Source organism: Stenotrophomonas sp. YJH_SMC_131 (assembly GCF_059367975.1).
Map to the genome: position 1 here is coordinate 75,933 of NZ_JCAFRJ010000010.1, position 16,356 is coordinate 92,288.

The window sequence follows — 16,356 nt, forward strand, 5'->3', positions numbered from 1 at the left end:
CGTGTTATCGCCAGGGTGAGCCGGCTCAGCCCTCGTTGCGCGGGATCGCGAAACGGTAGCCGCGACCGCGTACGGTCTCGATCGGCTTCAGTTCGCCATCCGGGTCCAGCTTCTTGCGCAGGCGACCGATGAACACCTCCAGCACGTTCGAGTCGCGGTCGAAGTCCTGCTGGTAGATGTGCTCGGTGAGGTCGGCCTTGGAGACCAGTTCACCGGCATGCATCATCAGGTACTCCAGCACCTTGTACTCGTAGCTGGTCAGGTCGACATTGCTGCCGGCCACGCTGACGGTCTGGGCGGCGAGGTCCAATGCGACCGGGCCGCATTCCAGGGTCGGCTTGCTCCAGCCAGCGGCGCGGCGCAGCAACGCGTTGACGCGGGCCAGCAGCTCTTCGACGTGGAACGGCTTGACCAGGTAATCGTCGGCACCCTGCTTCAGGCCCTCGACCTTGTCCTGCCAGCTCGAACGCGCGGTCAGGATCAGCACCGGGAACTTCTTGCCTTCATCACGCAGGGCCTTGATCAGCTCCATGCCCGACATCTTGGGCAGGCCGAGGTCGATGATGCCGACATCGAACGGAACTTCGCGCCCCATGTAGAGGCCTTCCTCGCCGTCCTGCGCAGCATCGACGGCAAAGCCTTCGCGCTTGAGCCGGGCTGCCAGGGTCTCACGCAGCGGGGCTTCGTCTTCGACCAGAAGGATACGCATGAACTCTCCCTAGTGTCCTGGGTGTGGCCCGGAGGCCTGTGGGGTACGGGTTGATAGCGACAACTATCCCTGTTCAGGGGTTATCGCCGCGTAGTGATGACATATCCGACCGCGGCGTGCGCGGCTGTGAACGCGACGGGGCGGGGTCGTCCATGTAGCGGACCCGGCCCCGGTCGTCCATGTACTTCACCCGGTTGATATCACGACCATCGAACGGCACGCGCTCGGCACCGAGGATGTGACCACCCGTGGTGCGCTGCACGCGGCGCACGGCATCGGACAGCGAACGCTCGTCGCCACGGTTGCCGCGCTCGCCCCGCTCCATCATCTCCGCACGCCCCTGCTCACCCCGCGGCGGCTGCTGTGCCAGCGCCGACGACAGCGGCACGGCCGACAGGACCACGCAGGTGGCCAGGGCAATGCGGCGATGGAAGGGAGCGGAAGACATCGATGCGATCCTAGCCGAGCACGGCGATTCGTTCAAAAGTCGTAAATCCGGATGCCGGGTTCGGGGCCCGGCGCTTTACAAATCCTTTGCAAATTCTTGGTTTGGGGCAGTGAATCCGGTCTGAACTTTTCCGGCCGCGACCCCACGATGTTCAGCTAGGTGAACATTCGGAACGAATCGCCGCGCCTTGTCAAGTCAGGAATGTGACAGCGGTCACGCTGCGGCGCGATCAGCGTCGCGTTCGGTCGCGGCAAGCGCCTGCTCGACCAGGCTCCAATCGGCGCCCGGGCGGTGTGCGCCCTCGCTCAGCACCTGGCGGAATGCGCGGCCACCGGGCTGGCCATGGAACAGGCCGAGCAGGTGGCGGGTGATGTGCTTCAGCGCCAGGCCTTCGCCCAAGCGCGCTTCCACGTAGGGGCGCAGCGCGCGCAGCAGGTCGCCGCGGGCCTGCAGCGGGGCGCCGGTCTGCAGCGCCTCCAGCTGATGCAGCAGGTAGGGATCGTGGTAGGCCGCGCGGCCCAGCATCACGCCATCGACGTGCGCGGCCTGCGCCTGCACCGCCTCGACGCTGGCCAGGCCGCCGTTGAGCACCACCGGCAGCGCCGGGCGCTCCTGCTTCAGGCGGTAGGCCCAGTCGTACTTCAGCGGCGGAACCTCGCGGTTCTCCTTCGGCGACAGGCCCTTCAGCCACGCGTTGCGCGCGTGCACCACCACCATCGCGGCACCTGCGGCGACCTGGCGGTCGACGAAGGCGGCGAACACGTCGTAGTCGTTGTCCTCGTCCACGCCCAGGCGGCACTTCACCGTCACCGGGATCTCGACGGCATCGACCATCGCCGCCACGCACTCGGCCACGAGCATCGGCTCGCGCATCAGGCAGGCGCCGAAGCGCCCGGCCTGCACGCGGTCGGACGGGCAGCCGCAGTTGAGGTTGACCTCGTCGTAGCCCCAGTCGGCAGCGATGCGCGCAGCCTGCGCCAGCAGCGCGGGATCGCTGCCACCCAGCTGCAGCGCCAGCGGCTGTTCGCTGCGGTCGAAGCCGAGCAGGCGCTCGCGATCGCCGTGGATGACCGCGTTGGCGTGCACCATTTCCGTGTACAGGCGCACACCCGGTGCCACCACGCGATGGAACACGCGGCAATGGCGATCGGTCCAGTCCATCATGGGGGCCACGGACAGGCGCAGGGAATCGGCGTAACGGGCGGTGGCGGACGTCATCGGGGTGTTGATCGTGGAGACTGGCATTGCCAGTGAGATCAATAGTTTACACCGGACGGCTGAATGGCGGCGGGTGTCCCCGGGGCCGCTCGACCGGCCCCGGGGATACCGCGTGGCTTACAACCCGCGGTTGCGCACCTGTTCCTGCTGCTGTTCCTGCGCACGCTGGTTGAACTGACTGTCCAGCGCTTCGCTCTGCCGGCTGCTGGCCTCGACCGAGTGCGACACCGCCTGCTGGCGGTCGACGAAGGTCCGCTGCGCTGCCGGGTCACCCAGCTCGCCCTGCACCGCGAACAGGCCGGTGCCGTCCGGGCGGGCCACGACATGGTCGATCTGGCGCATGCCGGACACCTTGCTTTCGTAGGCCAGCTGGCCAGCCGCTCGTTCGGCTTCCTGCGAGTTGGCGAACAGCGGCTTCAGGCCGGCCTGGGCGCGCTGCTGTTCGAGCGCCTGCAGCTTCTCCAAAGCCTGGCCGAAGCGCGCGTTGTCGGCATGCCCGGCGTCGCGCATGCTGGCCGGCGCTGCAGGTTCGGCCTGGGCCGGTGCCGCCGGCGCGATACCGGCCTTCACCGCGTTGGGCGCATCCACCTGCGCCAGGGTCCTGCGGCCGGCCTTGCCATCGTCGTCCAGGCCATTGTTGGCCTGGAACTGCTTGACCGCTGCAAAGGTGTCCTTGCCATACACGCCATCGGCGTGCAGCGGCTTGCCGTCGGCCCCGGCGTAGCCCAGCGCCGCCAGCTTGCCCTGCAGGGCCTTGACCTCATCGCCGCGCTCGCCCTGCTTCAGCACGCCATCGGCCATCGGCGCCTGCTGTGCACTGCGTGCGGCCTGCGCGGCCTCGGGGCCCTGCGCGTGGACCTTGCCGCCCAGGGTGATGCGGTCGTTGAGCATGTCACCCAGGAACCTGCGGTACTGATCGGGCTCGAGCTCGATATGCGCGTGCACGGCACCCGGGGTACCGGCATCGGACTGGCGGATCAACGGCGCACCGTACTCGACGAAATCACCGGTCTTGTAAGGGGTGGTTCCACGCGCACCGTGCAGCACCTGCCCGACCAGTTCGCGCTGCGGATGCCCGGCCGGATGGCTCCAGATGCTGATCGAATTCCACTTGTCATTGTTGACCTGGACATACCCGGCGACCGGATTGGGAATCATCACCTCCCGGTCGCCGCGCGCATTGCTCAGGATCAGATCCTTGTGCACCAGCGGGATGCCGTTGCGATCACCGCGGGTCCGTACCGTTTCCAGTTCGCCCTCGACCATGGCCGACGGGCGGTCAGCCTTGGCGGCATTGCCGGTGCGCACGGCCTCGGCGTTGGTGTTGGGGTGATGGATCTTCAGTTCGCGATAGGCATCCTCGCCACTGGTGCCATGGCGCAGTGTGCGGTTGCTGCTGCCGTTGCCAAAGGGTTCGACCACGACGATGCGCTGGCCACCGGGCGCGGCGGCGGCATCGGCTTCCCGCGCAGTCGCGGGTGCGGGTGCCGCAGCAGGAGTGACCGGTGCAGGCGTGGCCGGTGCCACAGGCTGCGCCGGCGTGTGCTCGCTTACCGCCGTATCCAGGGCCTGCAGGGTCTGCCGGCCGGCCTTGCCATCGACGGTCAGCCCATGCGCCTGCTGGAACTCGCGCACTGCATGCTCGGTATTGGCACCGTAGTGGCTATCGGCTGTCAGCGGTTGCCCGTTGCGACCGCTATGGCCGGCCTGGATCAGCTTGGCCTGCAGGGCCTGGACCTCGGTACCGCGCTCGCCGGGTGCCAGCACGCCGTCGGCCATCGCCGATGCCGCCGCACGCTGGCCGCGCTGGCCGCGCTGGCCGGGCTCAGGTTCACCGAACACCTGCTGGTAATCCTTGCCCCGGTAAGCCTCGGGGTTGTGGTTGACCTGGTCGTAGCGCGCCAGCCCGACCAGTGCGGTCTTCTCGGTGAGCGCACGATCACGCAGCGAATCCCACAGGGTGGGCGAGCTCTGGAAGTGCACCTGCACATTGGCGTGCTTGTAGTCCTGCACCGCGCGGACGATCTGCTCGTCACTCAGCTCAGTCAGCTTGAAGTCTTCGCCATAGGCCTGCTGCAGGCCCTTCTGGAACACCGACCGGGTCATGCCGCGGTACTGCACCGAGGTGCTCCACAGCGCATCCTGCACGGCCGCACCACGGCCGGAGAGATCGATGCCCACATCCTTCAGGCGGCCCATCTGCACGTCGTAGTACTTGTGCTGGATGAAGTCGTGCTGGTCCCTGGCAAACCCTGCCGGATCGGCGGCCGCCACTTCCTTCCAGCGTTCGGTGAAGGCCGGGGTTCCTGCCTGCAGGCCGTTGAAGCGGTTGCCATAGCGCGAGGCGGCGACGTACTCATCCACGCCGCCAACGTTGGTGGCGTACTGGTAACTGCCATACGACACGCCGCCATGGTCGCCCCTGCCGGTGGAAACGTGGCCGGGGCCGCGACCTCCGGTTTCGAAATGCGCCGACGTCTGGCCGCGATGCCAGTTGTCCATTGCCTGCTTTGCCTGGGTCACAACATCCATTTTCCTGCACTCCTTTGCGGGGGAATTACTTCGAGGTCAGTGCCTGCAGCACGTCGGCACGGTTGGCGGTGCGATTGATCCGGCAGGACTGCGCGTCCAGCATCTGCCCCTGCCCGTCTTCGGCAGGGTTCCAGCTGCAGTAGCGATTGGTATCGGAGATGTAGGCGGCCTGCTCGTCCATCAGCCTGTCCTTGTCCTTGCCATCGGGACCGTCGACGATCTTCATGAAGGCCTGCTCGAGTCGCTGCTCCTGCCAGGCAAGCTCCTCATCGCCACACGCCTGCAGTGCGGGGGTCTCGCCGCCGCTGGAGTTCACGCACGTGGCGTACTGCGGCCGCAGCGTGGCTTTGTTGTAGGAATCATCCGGGCGCTGCGGCGGCATGTCCTGATCATCGGCATCGGCCGCTGTCGTGGCAGGTGCGGCGCGTGCAGGCTCTGCAGTGGCGGGCGGCGATGCGGTGGCGGGCGCGGCGGCCGCGGGGGCAACTGCCGTATCCGCCTCCGGGCTCTTGGCCTGACATGCTGCCTGGCTGAGGCCCAGGGCCAGCGCAAGCGCGATGGCCCCGGCCCTGCCGAACGTTTCGCGGGGGGCCGCTGGAAGGTGGTTTGTTCCCTGCATTGCTTGCATCTCCTTGGCATCCAGGCACGTGGCCCGTCAACGCGGGGCCGTCCATCGGCCCCATCGGGAACTGCATGCTACGCGAGCGTGGATTTCAGATGCCTGACTGGATTCAGAATGCGTGCGCGTCGTCTCAGACGCGAACGCGGAAGCGTCAGTGCCCGCCGCCGCCCCCGCCCACCTGTTCGATCAACTCGAGCAGGCCGATCTCGGCCAGCATGGCCGACACTAGTAGCCGGTTACATCAAGCACCGCGAGGGCTGCATTGTTCCCGGTATAGGTGAACCGGGTGGGTAGAGGTAGTCCGTAGTAGGGGCCGTAGGTACGCCGCGCCGTCTGCGTCATCCCGAACGTGATGGTTCCACCGTTGACCGCCCCTCCGGAAACACTTACGTCCTCGTGTTGCAGGTATTCCTGCGGATCGCCCCATCGCTGGAACGTGTTCGCCGAATCGTACGCGTGAACCAGGGGCATCACTGCCCAGGCACGTCCAGGATCAAACTGGGCGCTCCCCTGCCAGCCAGGCCGTGTCGACGCAGAACGAAGGCCAGCCACCCGCGCGGCTTTCCGGCCTGCGTCGAACATCAGGCGGCCGGCACCGTCACGGATGATCAGTCCAAAATTGCTTGGTGGCTCCTGCGGTGGCGCGTACACATACCACTGCACCACTGCGCCGGGCGGACCAAACAGATACAGCCCAGCCGAATAGCCGTCGATCTGATTGTAGTACTGGCTTCCAACCACCGAGGTTGAACGCACGGCAACCATGCCGGCATGGTTGCCGATGTACCTGCTTCCTTCGCCATCCAGCGTGGTAGTGCCTTGAGCCAGCATGGCGAGTGTCGGGAAGGCATCGTCGATCAGTACGGTGCCCCAGTCATTGATGATCTTGATTCCTGCAGTCATATCAGCGGGCCCATATTTCGACGATGCCGGGATAGCGGTCCTTGGCGGGAACATTGACGTGACGCCAGCTGACGATGCCGGAGGCCACGTCGATGGAGAAGTCCGGGGCATACCTGCCGCGAGCAACCGCCGTCAGATCGGTATCTTCCGGTTGCCGGGAGAAGGCTGCGCTGCCGTCGACCGTGCTGTACTGGATGCTTGCAAGCACGCGGAACAACCTGCCTTGCGGGTCATAGCCCAGACTGCCATCCGCATTGAAAACCTGGATTCCGACTGGCATTACCACACCCCCATCTGCACGCGCAGCGTTCCTGCTGCATCAAATACCTGGATCACGTTGTTGACGATGGTCAGATAGCCACCATTGTCGGGGCCGGTCATCGTCATCGCGCCGCTCTTGTCCAACCGCCAGCGTGGCTGCCCTCTCGCACCCACCGCGTTGGACTGGATGAAATCACCGATCATCGCGTTCTGGATCCTGCCGTTCCCGATCAATGCCTGACTGATGAAGGTCTGGCCGTTCTCGACCACGAAGGGCGTGGTGATCTGTCCATTTCTCTCGTTGATCAGCGCGAAGCGATCGGCCTGCATCAGGATCTGGCTCTGGTAGCTGCCATCTGGCTGCTGCTCCACGCCCAGACCCATGCCGGCCATGTAGATCTGCCCGGCGCTGGTGATCTGCGCCTTGACCGTATAGGTCGCGCTGACCTTGCCATCCAGGTTGACCACGGCCTGCGAGACCTGCTGGACCGCGGCGCTGACGCCCTCGATCTTGCCTGGAACACCTTCGATGGACGCTTCGACCGTGTCCACGCGCTTGGCCAGTGCCGCGTCCTTCTCGGCCATCACGCTGTAGACGGTGATGGCGCCGGCGCTGACATCGTTCTCGCCGACGTTGTAGTCCTCCTCGCCGGCACTGTGGTCGCTGACCTGGGCGAACAGGCCATCGACCTTCTGCCCCTGCGCAGCCACCTTGCCATCGACGTCGGTCACGTCCATTTCCAGCTGGTCGACACGGCCGACGATGGCGCCCGCCTCGGCGATCGCGTCGCCGATGCTCTTCCAGTGGCTGCCCGGCGGCGTCTCGTTGCCTGCAGCGGCGCCCTGCCAGCTCCAGATCCGGCCGTCGTGGATGACGGTCTGGCCCGGGGTGTAGATTGCCGAGGCATCCCAGACCAGCGGCAGCACTTCGGTGACGCGCTCGATCTTGCCCTTCAGCTGTTGACCCAGCGCGCTTTCGTTGATGCGGCCGGCGAAGTAGGCGTCGTAGTCATCCGGGTTGCTGCTGGACTCACCCATCACCCCGGCTTGCGCCGGATACCACGGGCCGATGTTGCCACTTCGATCCACCAGCCGTCCCCAGAACCAGAAGCGCGCGCCAGCGGCCAGGCCGTTCATCTGGTGCTGGGCCTGCGGGTAGGCGAAGTCGCCCAGCTTGATCGCGCTCTCGCGATTGGGGCCAGTGCTGTACCAGAGTTCGGTCCGTTCGGTATCGGTTGCACCTGCGGGGAAGCCCCAGGACAGTGCGATGCCGAAGGGGCGGGCAGTGCTGGTCAACGATGCCAGCGAGGGGGGCGGCGTCGTCTTGCCTTCAATGGTGGTGAGCGCGCTGAGCGTCGGCTGCGACACCGCGCCCAGCGCATTGACCGCGCGTACGCGGGCCAGATACTCGCCTGCGTAGACGCCCCGCACTTCCAGGCTTTGCGTCCCGACGCGACCAGCGCGGACCCAGTTGAGATCGCCACGGCGCCATTCCACGTCATAGCCGATCGCCTTGTCCGCAGCATCCCACTCGATCGTGAGCACGGAGGTAGCGATGCCCTGGTCGACCACCACATGCGAGGCCATCCGCACGTTGGCCGGTGCCGGCTGCACGCTGGGCGGGATGATGCTGATCGGCGGCTGCTCCAGGCGCGTGCCGTCGTCGATGGCGGCGTACTTGCCCGGCACGTGCTTGAGCGCGGTGATCTGATAGGTCAGGTCCTCGCCTTCGCTGATCGACAGCACGCGATAGTGCTGCAGGGCCAGCTCCGGCGATTCCAATGCCCAGACCGACTGCGCCACCGGCACCGCCGACCAGGGCGCGCTGACGGTCACCGTCTCGCCGTCCACCGACTGCACCGTGCGTGCTTCGGTCTGCCCGCTGGGCAGGGTGGCACGCAGGGTGTCACCGGCCGCGATCTGTTCCGGCACGCGGTCCAGCACCAGGCTGCGCGCACCTGCACTGCGGATGCGACCCGCATTGCGGCGGCCGGCGCGGTTCGGGTCGGCCACCTGGATCACATCACCGGGCATGCAACCCAGCGCATCCAGGCCCACCGAGAAGCTGATCGTCTCGGTTTCCAGCATCTCGGTATGCAGGATGTGGTTGCCCACGCGCTGCGCCTGCGAACGTGAGTGGCAACCCACCGCCGTCACTTCGGTCTGGTTGATGCCGTAGCGGGCCACGCCGGGCAGGTGCTGGACCACTTCGACCTTCTGCCGACCGAAGTCGTCCGGATCGATCCACGACACCAGGGCCACCGTGTGCCGCGCCGTGCGGCTGCTGCCAGCATAGTGGAAACGCCCTTCGATGACGTTGGCCTGGCTGTAGGTCAGCACCGGGTCCTTGGGCATGTCGGCCGAGGCCATCACCTGCCCCGCCGCATAGAAGCTGATGCCGCGGAACATGGTGGCGATGTCCTGCAGCACGCGGTAGGCCTCGGCGCGGGTCTGCAGATACAGGCTGCAGGTGAAGCGCGGCTCCTTGCCGCCCTGGCCATCGCTGACCAGTTCATCGCAGTAGCGCGCGATCTGGTACAGCCGCCACTTGTCCACCCAGTCCAGCGGAACACGATGGCCCAGGCCGAAGCGATCGTTGGTGACGATGTCGAAGAACACCCAGGCCGGATTGTTGGTCCAGCCACTCTTGAAGGTACCGTCCCACACACCGCTGTAGAGACGGCTGAGCGGATCGTAGTTGGAGGGGATGCGTACGATGCGACCCCACAGCTGGTAGGACCGGGTGGGAATGTTCTGGAACTGGCTGGCATCAACCTGCACCGCCGCCAGCGCACAGTTCGGATAGCGCAGCTTGGCATCGATGATCTCGGTCATCGACAGCACGTTGACGGTATCGGCGATGGTGCTGCTGTTGGCGTTGGCGGTCAGCCGGCGGATGCGCACCTGCCACTGGCTGCCGGCAGGCAGATCGATGCGGCGGCTGCGCTCGTACTGGCTGGTGGTCTTGCCGCTGAAGGCATCGGTCAGCACCGTGCTGAACGGGCCGCCGTCGGTGGACAGATCCACCGCGTACATGATCCGGTAGCCTTCAGTGTCGCCGTTCTCGGTGTTGGTCTTCTGCAACGCCGGCACCGCAAAGCGGATACGGACGGCTGACAGATCGGCACCCGATACGGTGCGCACCACCGGCGCATCACTGCGCAGCTCGACGTTGACCCCGACTTCGTTCTCGATGGAGGGGAAGCCGCTGATGTGCTCCTGGTCCTGGGTGCCGGAACGCGTCTGCACGTCCACGCCGGAGAAGTTCAGCGTGCCGTCCGGATTCTCGATCGGCACCTGGTCCAGGTAGATCGACTGCTTGCCGGCAACCAGGCCACGGATCTCGCCCTCGCTGGCGAGGTCGATGATGCGGGCCACCGCCATCGAGTGCAGGCTGTCGGCGGTTTCGACCGGGGTTCGGGCGTTGCTCGCGCCCTTCTTGGCACCCGCCAGCACTGGCGTGGCTGCGCCGCGCGTGCGCGGCGTGGGATGAGTGGTCTGATTCAAAACTGGTCCTCCGCCAGGATGCCGCCGCTGATCACGGCCGAGCCGATGAACATGCCCTTGGTGTCATGGCCGCCATAGGCGACCGGCACGGGGTTGCCTTGCGCCTGCGTGTTGACGGTGCCGTTCATGCTGTAGCTGGGTGCGTTTTCGGGTGTGTCTTTGGCGCCCAGGCCTTTCGGCTGGGGGGAGAGCATCTGGGTGATCCCGCCAACCACCATGCTGACGCCGGTTGATACCAGTGCAGCTCCGCCAGCCCAAGATGTGTAGCTCCCCACAACGATCAGCACGATGCCAATGATGGTTTGCAGTACACCGCCCCGCTTGCTGCCCACCAGCACCGGCGCGATGCGGATGTCATCCTGTCCCGGCGGGTCGTGCAACTGATCCCGCGACAGGTTCTGCCGGCCGTTGAACACGGCAAACTCCATGCCCTTGGCCTTTGCGCCCATCAGGTACTGCTGGAATCCTGGCAGCATGGTGCACAGTGCATGCACCGCCTCGGCCGGGCTGTTCACCGCCAGCCGGAACCTGCGCCCGAAGCGCGCACCCAGCTTGCCGTACAGGCGGATCGTACGAAGGCGGTCAGTCATGGCGCACCCCGCGATGGCGGACGATGCAACGGGTGCGCTCGGCCCACATGCCGCCGTACGGTACGGTCTCGGACAGGCGGCCATGCAGGTGATGCAGCATCTGCCCGTCGCCGAGGTAGATGCCCGCGTGGTTGGTGACCGGCGAACGGATCTGCATCAGGATCATGTCGCCCCGCTGCGGCTCGCCCTCGATCAGGTCGAAGCCCTCGGCGTGCAGCCGTTCAAGGCTGTACAGGTCCTGGCCGTGGCTCCACCAGTCGTCCTGGCGTTCGTACTCGGACAGCGGGATGCCCAGTTCGCGTGCGTGGAAATCGCGGACCAGGCTGTAGCAGTCCAGCACACCGTGGGCGAACTGGCGACCGACCAACGGTGCCATGTAGCCCGTGGGATGCAGGGTCTGCAGATCACCGCACAGCGGTGCCTCGCCTGTTACCTGGCCGACGCTGACGATGTGCCAGGTCAGCCCGCTGCGCTCGCACATGACCCGATCGGCGTCGGACGGCGTTGCGGCGGCATCGGGATGGCTGTGCACCAGGGCCAGCACCTCGCCCTTGTCCTCGGCCACGGCATAGTCCTCAGCGGGCAGGCGGAAATGCTCGCTGGGCGTGGCGGCCACGTTGCGGCAGGGAAGATAGCGTTCGTGGCCTTCAATGGCCACGATCAGCCCGCAGCATTCGCGCGGGTACTCGGCCACGGCGTGCGCCTGGATGGCCTGCAGGGTTGTCGGTTGCATGTTTCACCCATGAAAATGGCCCGCGCGGGCGGGCCTGGAAAGTGGAATTCGGGAGGGGATCGATCAGGAGCGCAACAGGCCCGCGGCGGGGAAGCCGCCATAGGGCAGCGGCTTGTCCTGGCCGAAGCGCAGCTTGCAGCTGCGTACCCGACCGCCGCACTGGTCACGCGCCGGATCATCGGTGGCGACGTCGTCGCTGTCGGCCACCGCTGGACCGTTGTAGCCGCAGTACGCGCCGCGATAACCGCCACGCACCAGCCAGCCACACATGCCGGCGATGATCTGCCTGCCCGGCAGCTGCTGCCCATTGAGATCGATCGCGGTGGTCAGCTCGAATTCGACCATCTGCTTGTCCTCACCGATCTTGCGCTCGATGAACCAGACTTCATCAGGGAAGTGCTCGCCAGGATCCGCGCTGGGATTGCCTTCCTCGAAGTTGGCGGCATCCAGGTACTTGGCCAGTGTCTGCCGGCGGATGATGCGGGCACCGACCAGGTCATCGAACAACAGGCACATGGCGGTGATGCGGCCATCGATGTTGCTTACGCGCAGGCGCGGGTTCGGCGGCTGGTCGCTGGTGCGCTCGAAGCCGCTGGCCTCGATCGGCCAGGGGCCATATTCCTGGCCCTGCCACCAGATGAGGCCACTCTGCAGGTGCGCGTGGAAGAAGAGCTTGTCGGCGCCGAAACTGCTGGCGTCGAGTTCATAGACGGTGATGCGGCCACCCGGCTCAAGCTGCTGGGCATCGGCGGTGATCATGGGGTGTTCTCCTGTGCGGCATTGGGAAGAGGGGGTGGCACGGGGTACCGTTCCTGGCCGCACGGTACGATGACGTGGTGGCCTGGGCGCAGCGAAGCAGTGGTGGTGAAGCAGGCGTGCTTTGGCGCCTGCGGAGCGGGGGTTGTCATGGCTCAGAGCTCCGCATCGGCCTGGACCAGCACCTGCGAGGTGGTCGACCACACCACCACCGCGCCCCAGAGCTGCATGTTGTTCGGCATCGAGGCGATGACTGCCGCGTCAACCGTGGACTGCCAGCTGGGCGCTCCGCCGTCGAAGTTGACCAGGTTGCCGGCATTGCCGAAGCCCACCAGGTTCAGCGCGGTGGACGGCGAGGAGATTCTGGGCGCTGAGCGTTTGCGCACCTTGAACGGGATGCACGCACGCGTGTCGCCGTTGGCGGTGTAGGTGATGCCGATGATCCGGTTTACATCCACCGTCTCGTAGTAGCGCTGGCACAACAGCAGCTCCAGTGCTTCGGACCGGCGGTCGAAGTCGGTGGCGGTATCGCCTTCTTCGATCTGCACTTCGGCCACTTGCACGCTGCCGCTCTTCTGCCCGGCGGCGAACGCGCGGCCGCCGAAATCGGCACCTGCGTCCAGCCAGAAGCTCAGTTGCAGGTAGCTGTCCGGGCCCAGCGTCTTGCCGGCAAGACCGGGAACTTCCACGGTGACCTGGTGCCATCGCCACAGCGTATCGAGCACGACCGAGGCGCCGATGCTGTCGCGCGCGGTAGACCCACCCGTTCCGTAGGACTGCTGCAACTCCACGCCGATGCGGAAGTCGTCCACCGAGGCGCGCGCCTTGAAACTGATCGTGACGGTGCGCCCGGCCAGTGTCCGGACATCCTCGATGCGCTGTTGGACCAGCGCCATGTTGCCGGCACCGGCAACGCTCTGCACCTCCAGCCGAAGCAGGTGGCGCGACCCAGCCAGCAGGCGCCCTCCCTGGCCGCCGCCTGGAGGCACATCCTCGCGTGAGGCAGCCACCCTGGTGCCGATGGCATTGACCGCCCAGCGGTCAGCGATGTAGCGAGAGCCCGTGGATGCAGGGAACACTGCACCGCGCTGCCAGAACCGGAAGTCGCCGTTGATGAGCGGGTTCCTTCCGGCCATGCGGCCTTCCAGATGCATGAGCGCCGATTGCGCGTCGTCCAGACCAGCGTAGATCTCGGCGAAGTTGTCGTTGATCTTGGTGAATGCCGGCCGCTGGGTCTCACCTCGTTTGCCGTTGGGCTGGACGGTGTCCAGGTCGATGATTCTTCGTGTCATGTGCAGTCCTCGCTGCGTGCGCCGGTGTTGACGGCCAAGGTCAGATCTCGGCGTCAGCCGCCCAGTTGCCGCCCACCAGATAGGCATAGAACGGCGTCAGGCCAGAACCGAAATCAAGCTGAAGCGTGAATCCATCGGGACGAAGGAACAGCGGGACAGCCATTCCGCGTGACCACCCGTTGCCGTTGAACAACGACCAGTAGCCGAGGGCCGGCGCCACTTCACTATTGGAGTAGAGCGTGAGTGCGGGCACAGTGCGTTTGGCGACCTTGAAGGAGATCTGCTCACTGCGCGCCAGGCCTGCCTGGAACGCGGCGGCGACGCCCTGCGGTGACGGCATGCCAAGCTGCGGTGCCTGTTCCAGCGGGAAGCTCTTCTCGTAGTACCGCTGGCACAGCATCAACTCGGTTGCGTCATCACGCATGTCGTAGTCGGTAGGTGTCGCCCCCTTCTCCAACTGCATGCAGGTCAGCGAGAAGGACCCAGACTGGCCGACAAGCTGTCCGCCATAACCACCGGGTGTCGCAAAGTCGACGATGACGTGCAGCTTGCTGTTGGCTCCCACGGTCTTGCCAGCAATGGATGGCAACTCGACGGTGAAGTACCTGAGCGCGGCCGCGGTGCCGATCTCCTGGACGCCTGCCCGGACCGTCACATCCGGAGACCCATTGGTACCAAACGTCTGGATGAAGCGAACGCCGATGCGGCAGCCCGGCGTCGCGGCCCATGCCTGCATGCTCAGCGTCACGGTACTTCCCGCCAGCGTCTGCACGCCTTCCACCGGCTGGGTGACGAACGCCTCGGTCGCGGCCGTCGATCCGGTGAGATCGCAGTTCATGAATCCCGTGACCCCGAATGCCGGGGCATCGAAGCTGCGGCGTGACACCGCGACCTGCCCCGCCCCGGTGCATACCACCTGGAAGCGATCGGGAACATACACCGCCAGAGGCGACACCACAGTGCGGCTGCTGCCCCGTTGCCAGAACCTGAAGTCACCGTTGATCAGCCGGTTCCGGCCGTTCTGCCTGCGCCGGAGATCCTGCACCGTGGTTTCGAGTTCATCCAGATCCGTGTAGAGATCGGCGAAGTTCTCATTGACCTTGGTGAAGGCCGGCCGTTGCGTCTCACCCCGCTTTCCGTTCGGCTGCACGGTATCAAGGTCGATTGTGCGTCGTGCCATGCGTCGTCCTCCTCAGCCGCCGATGATTTCCGGCGCCTGCTCGGCAGGCCAGCCGAATGCATCCGGCTGCGGCAGTTGCGCCTGGACCTGCCGCCAGTCCGGCGCGTTCTCCTCGGCGGTGGACTCAATAGTCTCCAATGCGAGGTTGACCCCGTCGCGCCAGGCAATCATGGCGATGGCGTCCTGCGCATAGCGCGGCACCGCACTGCCCGCGTAGCTGCAGCAACTCTCGATGCTGTCATAGCCGCGATCGCGGGCACACTGGGCCATCCACTCCCACGCCTTTCCGCGGATGAAGCGATGGAACTGCGCCGAGCCGGGTACGAACAGCGGCGGTACCGGCTCCGGCTCATTGCCTGCCGTACACCAGGCTTCATAGTCATTCCACAGACGGTGGCCACGTGGAATGAAGGCGCCGGTCTGCAGGCACTTGATGGTGTCGATCTCTTCGGTCAGTTGATACATGTCATAGCTCCGCGTCGGCGGTCCAATGGAAGGAGGAGCCCCAGTTGCCTGCGGCGGATTGGTAATTGACCTGTGCGCCGGACTGGCCGGCATATACGATGGATGTCACCGTGCCGATGCCGCCGCTTGCGCCGGATATGCGCCCTGCCTGCCCGTTCACATCGCTGTAGACCGTGTAGGCTGGGATGGCCCGCTTGGGGACGCGACACCGGATTTGCGAGGTGCTGCCAACGCCGACACTGCGGTCGTAGAACTGGTTGTCGCGTCCGATGCCATCGGCCGTGCCAGGCGGCACATCCAGGTTGTAGCTCTTCTCGTAGTAGCGCTGGCACAGCTGCAGCTCGTGAGCCAGCGGGCGCAGGTCGAATGCCGTTGCCCTGTCGCCGCGCTCCAGCTGCATCATCGCAAGGCCGAACTCTCCGCTCTGACCGGAGATGACACCGCCATAGGCATCGGCGCACAGATCCACCACCAGCCACAGGAAATCGCTGTCGGCATTGCTGCCCAGCGTCTTCCCCTTCACCGATGGCAGTCGCGCACTGAGCTGGAAATAGGTCCAGGACGCGGCGGTGACCGCTACGGTTCCCAGCTCTACGCCGACCGCGGCGGACGGCGAACCACCGGTGCCAAAGTGCTGGATGAGACGAACACCGATGCGTTTTCCTGGCGGGCCATAGGCGAAGCCGGAAACCGTCACCTCGCCGTCGGACAGCGTGGCGACCCCTTCGACCTTCTGTGCGACATAGGCGCTGCTGCCAGCACTGACCTTGGAGACAACGCTGTTGAGGAAACGGCGCGATTCCGGCGCGGCTCCGCCGGCAGGAAGATTGGCCCCGCGATTTGCGGTATGCGTGCAGCTCAGCGCTGCCACGGTCCAACGATCGGCCACATAGATCTCGCCGCCTTGAGTGGTGCCAGTGATGGCCCGCTGCCAGAAATCGAAGTTGCCGTTGATCAGGCGGTTCCTGCCTGGAGCCGCGCTCTGCAATGCGCTTTCCAGCGAATCCAGCGCGCCATACACTTCGGCGAAGTTGTCGTTGATCTTGGTAAACGCCGGGCGCTGGGTTTCGCCCCGCATTCCGTTCGGCTGAACGGAATCGAGGTCGATGATTTTTCTCGTCATTGCTGTCGTCCTGTTCC

At 65.7% G+C, this 16,356-nt stretch carries 15 protein-coding genes; all 15 read right to left on the reverse strand.

Features of this window, described 5'->3' with window-relative positions:
- Nucleotides 1–25: 25 nt before the first annotated feature.
- Nucleotides 26–709: a response regulator transcription factor gene (locus AC5P56_RS18400; RefSeq protein WP_004136763.1), complete on the reverse strand. Its 684-nt coding sequence runs from the start codon at nt 707–709 to the stop codon at nt 26–28.
- 73 nt (nt 710–782) lie between these two features.
- Nucleotides 783–1,157 carry a hypothetical protein gene (locus AC5P56_RS18405; protein ID WP_014645619.1) on the reverse strand — a complete coding sequence of 125 codons (375 nt, stop codon included), beginning with the start codon at nt 1,155–1,157 and terminating at the stop codon, nt 783–785.
- 213 nt (nt 1,158–1,370) lie between these two features.
- Nucleotides 1,371–2,402 (reverse strand): tRNA dihydrouridine(20/20a) synthase DusA, encoded by a 1,032-nt coding sequence (gene dusA, locus AC5P56_RS18410; RefSeq protein ID WP_197621364.1) that lies wholly within the window; start codon nt 2,400–2,402, stop codon nt 1,371–1,373.
- 90 nt (nt 2,403–2,492) lie between these two features.
- On the reverse strand, nt 2,493–4,907 hold the full coding sequence (locus tag AC5P56_RS18415) for a VgrG-related protein (protein WP_445392093.1): 2,415 nt from the start codon (nt 4,905–4,907) through the stop codon (nt 2,493–2,495).
- A gap of 25 nt (nt 4,908–4,932) precedes the next feature.
- Entirely contained in the window at nt 4,933–5,289 is a 357-nt protein-coding gene (locus AC5P56_RS18420; RefSeq protein WP_329768287.1) for a lysozyme inhibitor LprI family protein, read from the reverse strand.
- 465 nt (nt 5,290–5,754) lie between these two features.
- Nucleotides 5,755–6,432, reverse strand: a complete 678-nt coding sequence (locus tag AC5P56_RS18425; protein WP_032956264.1) for a hypothetical protein — start codon at nt 6,430–6,432, stop codon at nt 5,755–5,757.
- A gap of 1 nt (nt 6,433) precedes the next feature.
- Nucleotides 6,434–6,712 carry a hypothetical protein gene (locus AC5P56_RS18430; RefSeq protein WP_049405458.1) on the reverse strand — a complete coding sequence of 93 codons (279 nt, stop codon included), beginning with the start codon at nt 6,710–6,712 and terminating at the stop codon, nt 6,434–6,436.
- A complete protein-coding gene (locus tag AC5P56_RS18435; RefSeq protein WP_329768286.1) occupies nt 6,712–10,200 on the reverse strand; it encodes a TipJ family phage tail tip protein in 3,489 nt (1,162 codons plus the stop codon). The genes AC5P56_RS18430 and AC5P56_RS18435 overlap by 1 nt, the downstream gene beginning before the upstream one ends.
- Nucleotides 10,197–10,790, reverse strand: a complete 594-nt coding sequence (locus AC5P56_RS18440; protein ID WP_049405454.1) for a tail assembly protein — start codon at nt 10,788–10,790, stop codon at nt 10,197–10,199. The genes AC5P56_RS18435 and AC5P56_RS18440 overlap by 4 nt, the downstream gene beginning before the upstream one ends.
- On the reverse strand, nt 10,783–11,523 hold the full coding sequence (locus AC5P56_RS18445; protein ID WP_032956266.1) for a C40 family peptidase: 741 nt from the start codon (nt 11,521–11,523) through the stop codon (nt 10,783–10,785). Before AC5P56_RS18445 ends, AC5P56_RS18440 begins: the two co-directional genes overlap by 8 nt.
- A gap of 63 nt (nt 11,524–11,586) precedes the next feature.
- Entirely contained in the window at nt 11,587–12,282 is a 696-nt protein-coding gene (locus AC5P56_RS18450) for a phage minor tail protein L (RefSeq protein ID WP_014645608.1), read from the reverse strand.
- Between the two features lie 152 nt (nt 12,283–12,434).
- A complete protein-coding gene (locus tag AC5P56_RS18455; RefSeq protein ID WP_049441826.1) occupies nt 12,435–13,571 on the reverse strand; it encodes a hypothetical protein in 1,137 nt (378 codons plus the stop codon).
- 40 nt (nt 13,572–13,611) lie between these two features.
- Nucleotides 13,612–14,751 (reverse strand): hypothetical protein, encoded by a 1,140-nt coding sequence (locus AC5P56_RS18460; RefSeq protein ID WP_053494634.1) that lies wholly within the window; start codon nt 14,749–14,751, stop codon nt 13,612–13,614.
- A gap of 12 nt (nt 14,752–14,763) precedes the next feature.
- Nucleotides 14,764–15,216 carry a hypothetical protein gene (locus tag AC5P56_RS18465; RefSeq protein ID WP_075076396.1) on the reverse strand — a complete coding sequence of 151 codons (453 nt, stop codon included), beginning with the start codon at nt 15,214–15,216 and terminating at the stop codon, nt 14,764–14,766.
- Between the two features lies 1 nt (nt 15,217).
- Nucleotides 15,218–16,339, reverse strand: a complete 1,122-nt coding sequence (locus AC5P56_RS18470; protein ID WP_495231844.1) for a hypothetical protein — start codon at nt 16,337–16,339, stop codon at nt 15,218–15,220.
- Between the last annotated feature and the right edge of the window lie 17 nt (nt 16,340–16,356).

Coding starts and splice junctions, on each gene's coding strand:
- AC5P56_RS18405 (WP_014645619.1), bottom strand. CDS start 1,157: ATGTCTTCCGCTCCCTTCCATCGCCGCATTGCCCTGGCCACCTGCGTG.
- AC5P56_RS18470 (WP_495231844.1), bottom strand. CDS start 16,339: ATGACGAGAAAAATCATCGACCTCGATTCCGTTCAGCCGAACGGAATG.
- AC5P56_RS18450 (WP_014645608.1), bottom strand. CDS start 12,282: ATGATCACCGCCGATGCCCAGCAGCTTGAGCCGGGTGGCCGCATCACC.
- AC5P56_RS18440 (WP_049405454.1), bottom strand. CDS start 10,790: ATGACTGACCGCCTTCGTACGATCCGCCTGTACGGCAAGCTGGGTGCG.
- AC5P56_RS18420 (WP_329768287.1), bottom strand. CDS start 5,289: ATGCCGCCGCAGCGCCCGGATGATTCCTACAACAAAGCCACGCTGCGG.
- AC5P56_RS18460 (WP_053494634.1), bottom strand. CDS start 14,751: ATGGCACGACGCACAATCGACCTTGATACCGTGCAGCCGAACGGAAAG.
- dusA (WP_197621364.1), bottom strand. CDS start 2,402: ATGCCAGTCTCCACGATCAACACCCCGATGACGTCCGCCACCGCCCGT.
- AC5P56_RS18415 (WP_445392093.1), bottom strand. CDS start 4,907: ATGGATGTTGTGACCCAGGCAAAGCAGGCAATGGACAACTGGCATCGC.
- AC5P56_RS18400 (WP_004136763.1), bottom strand. CDS start 709: ATGCGTATCCTTCTGGTCGAAGACGAAGCCCCGCTGCGTGAGACCCTG.
- AC5P56_RS18425 (WP_032956264.1), bottom strand. CDS start 6,432: ATGACTGCAGGAATCAAGATCATCAATGACTGGGGCACCGTACTGATC.
- AC5P56_RS18430 (WP_049405458.1), bottom strand. CDS start 6,712: ATGCCAGTCGGAATCCAGGTTTTCAATGCGGATGGCAGTCTGGGCTAT.
- AC5P56_RS18465 (WP_075076396.1), bottom strand. CDS start 15,216: ATGTATCAACTGACCGAAGAGATCGACACCATCAAGTGCCTGCAGACC.
- AC5P56_RS18455 (WP_049441826.1), bottom strand. CDS start 13,571: ATGACACGAAGAATCATCGACCTGGACACCGTCCAGCCCAACGGCAAA.
- AC5P56_RS18445 (WP_032956266.1), bottom strand. CDS start 11,523: ATGCAACCGACAACCCTGCAGGCCATCCAGGCGCACGCCGTGGCCGAG.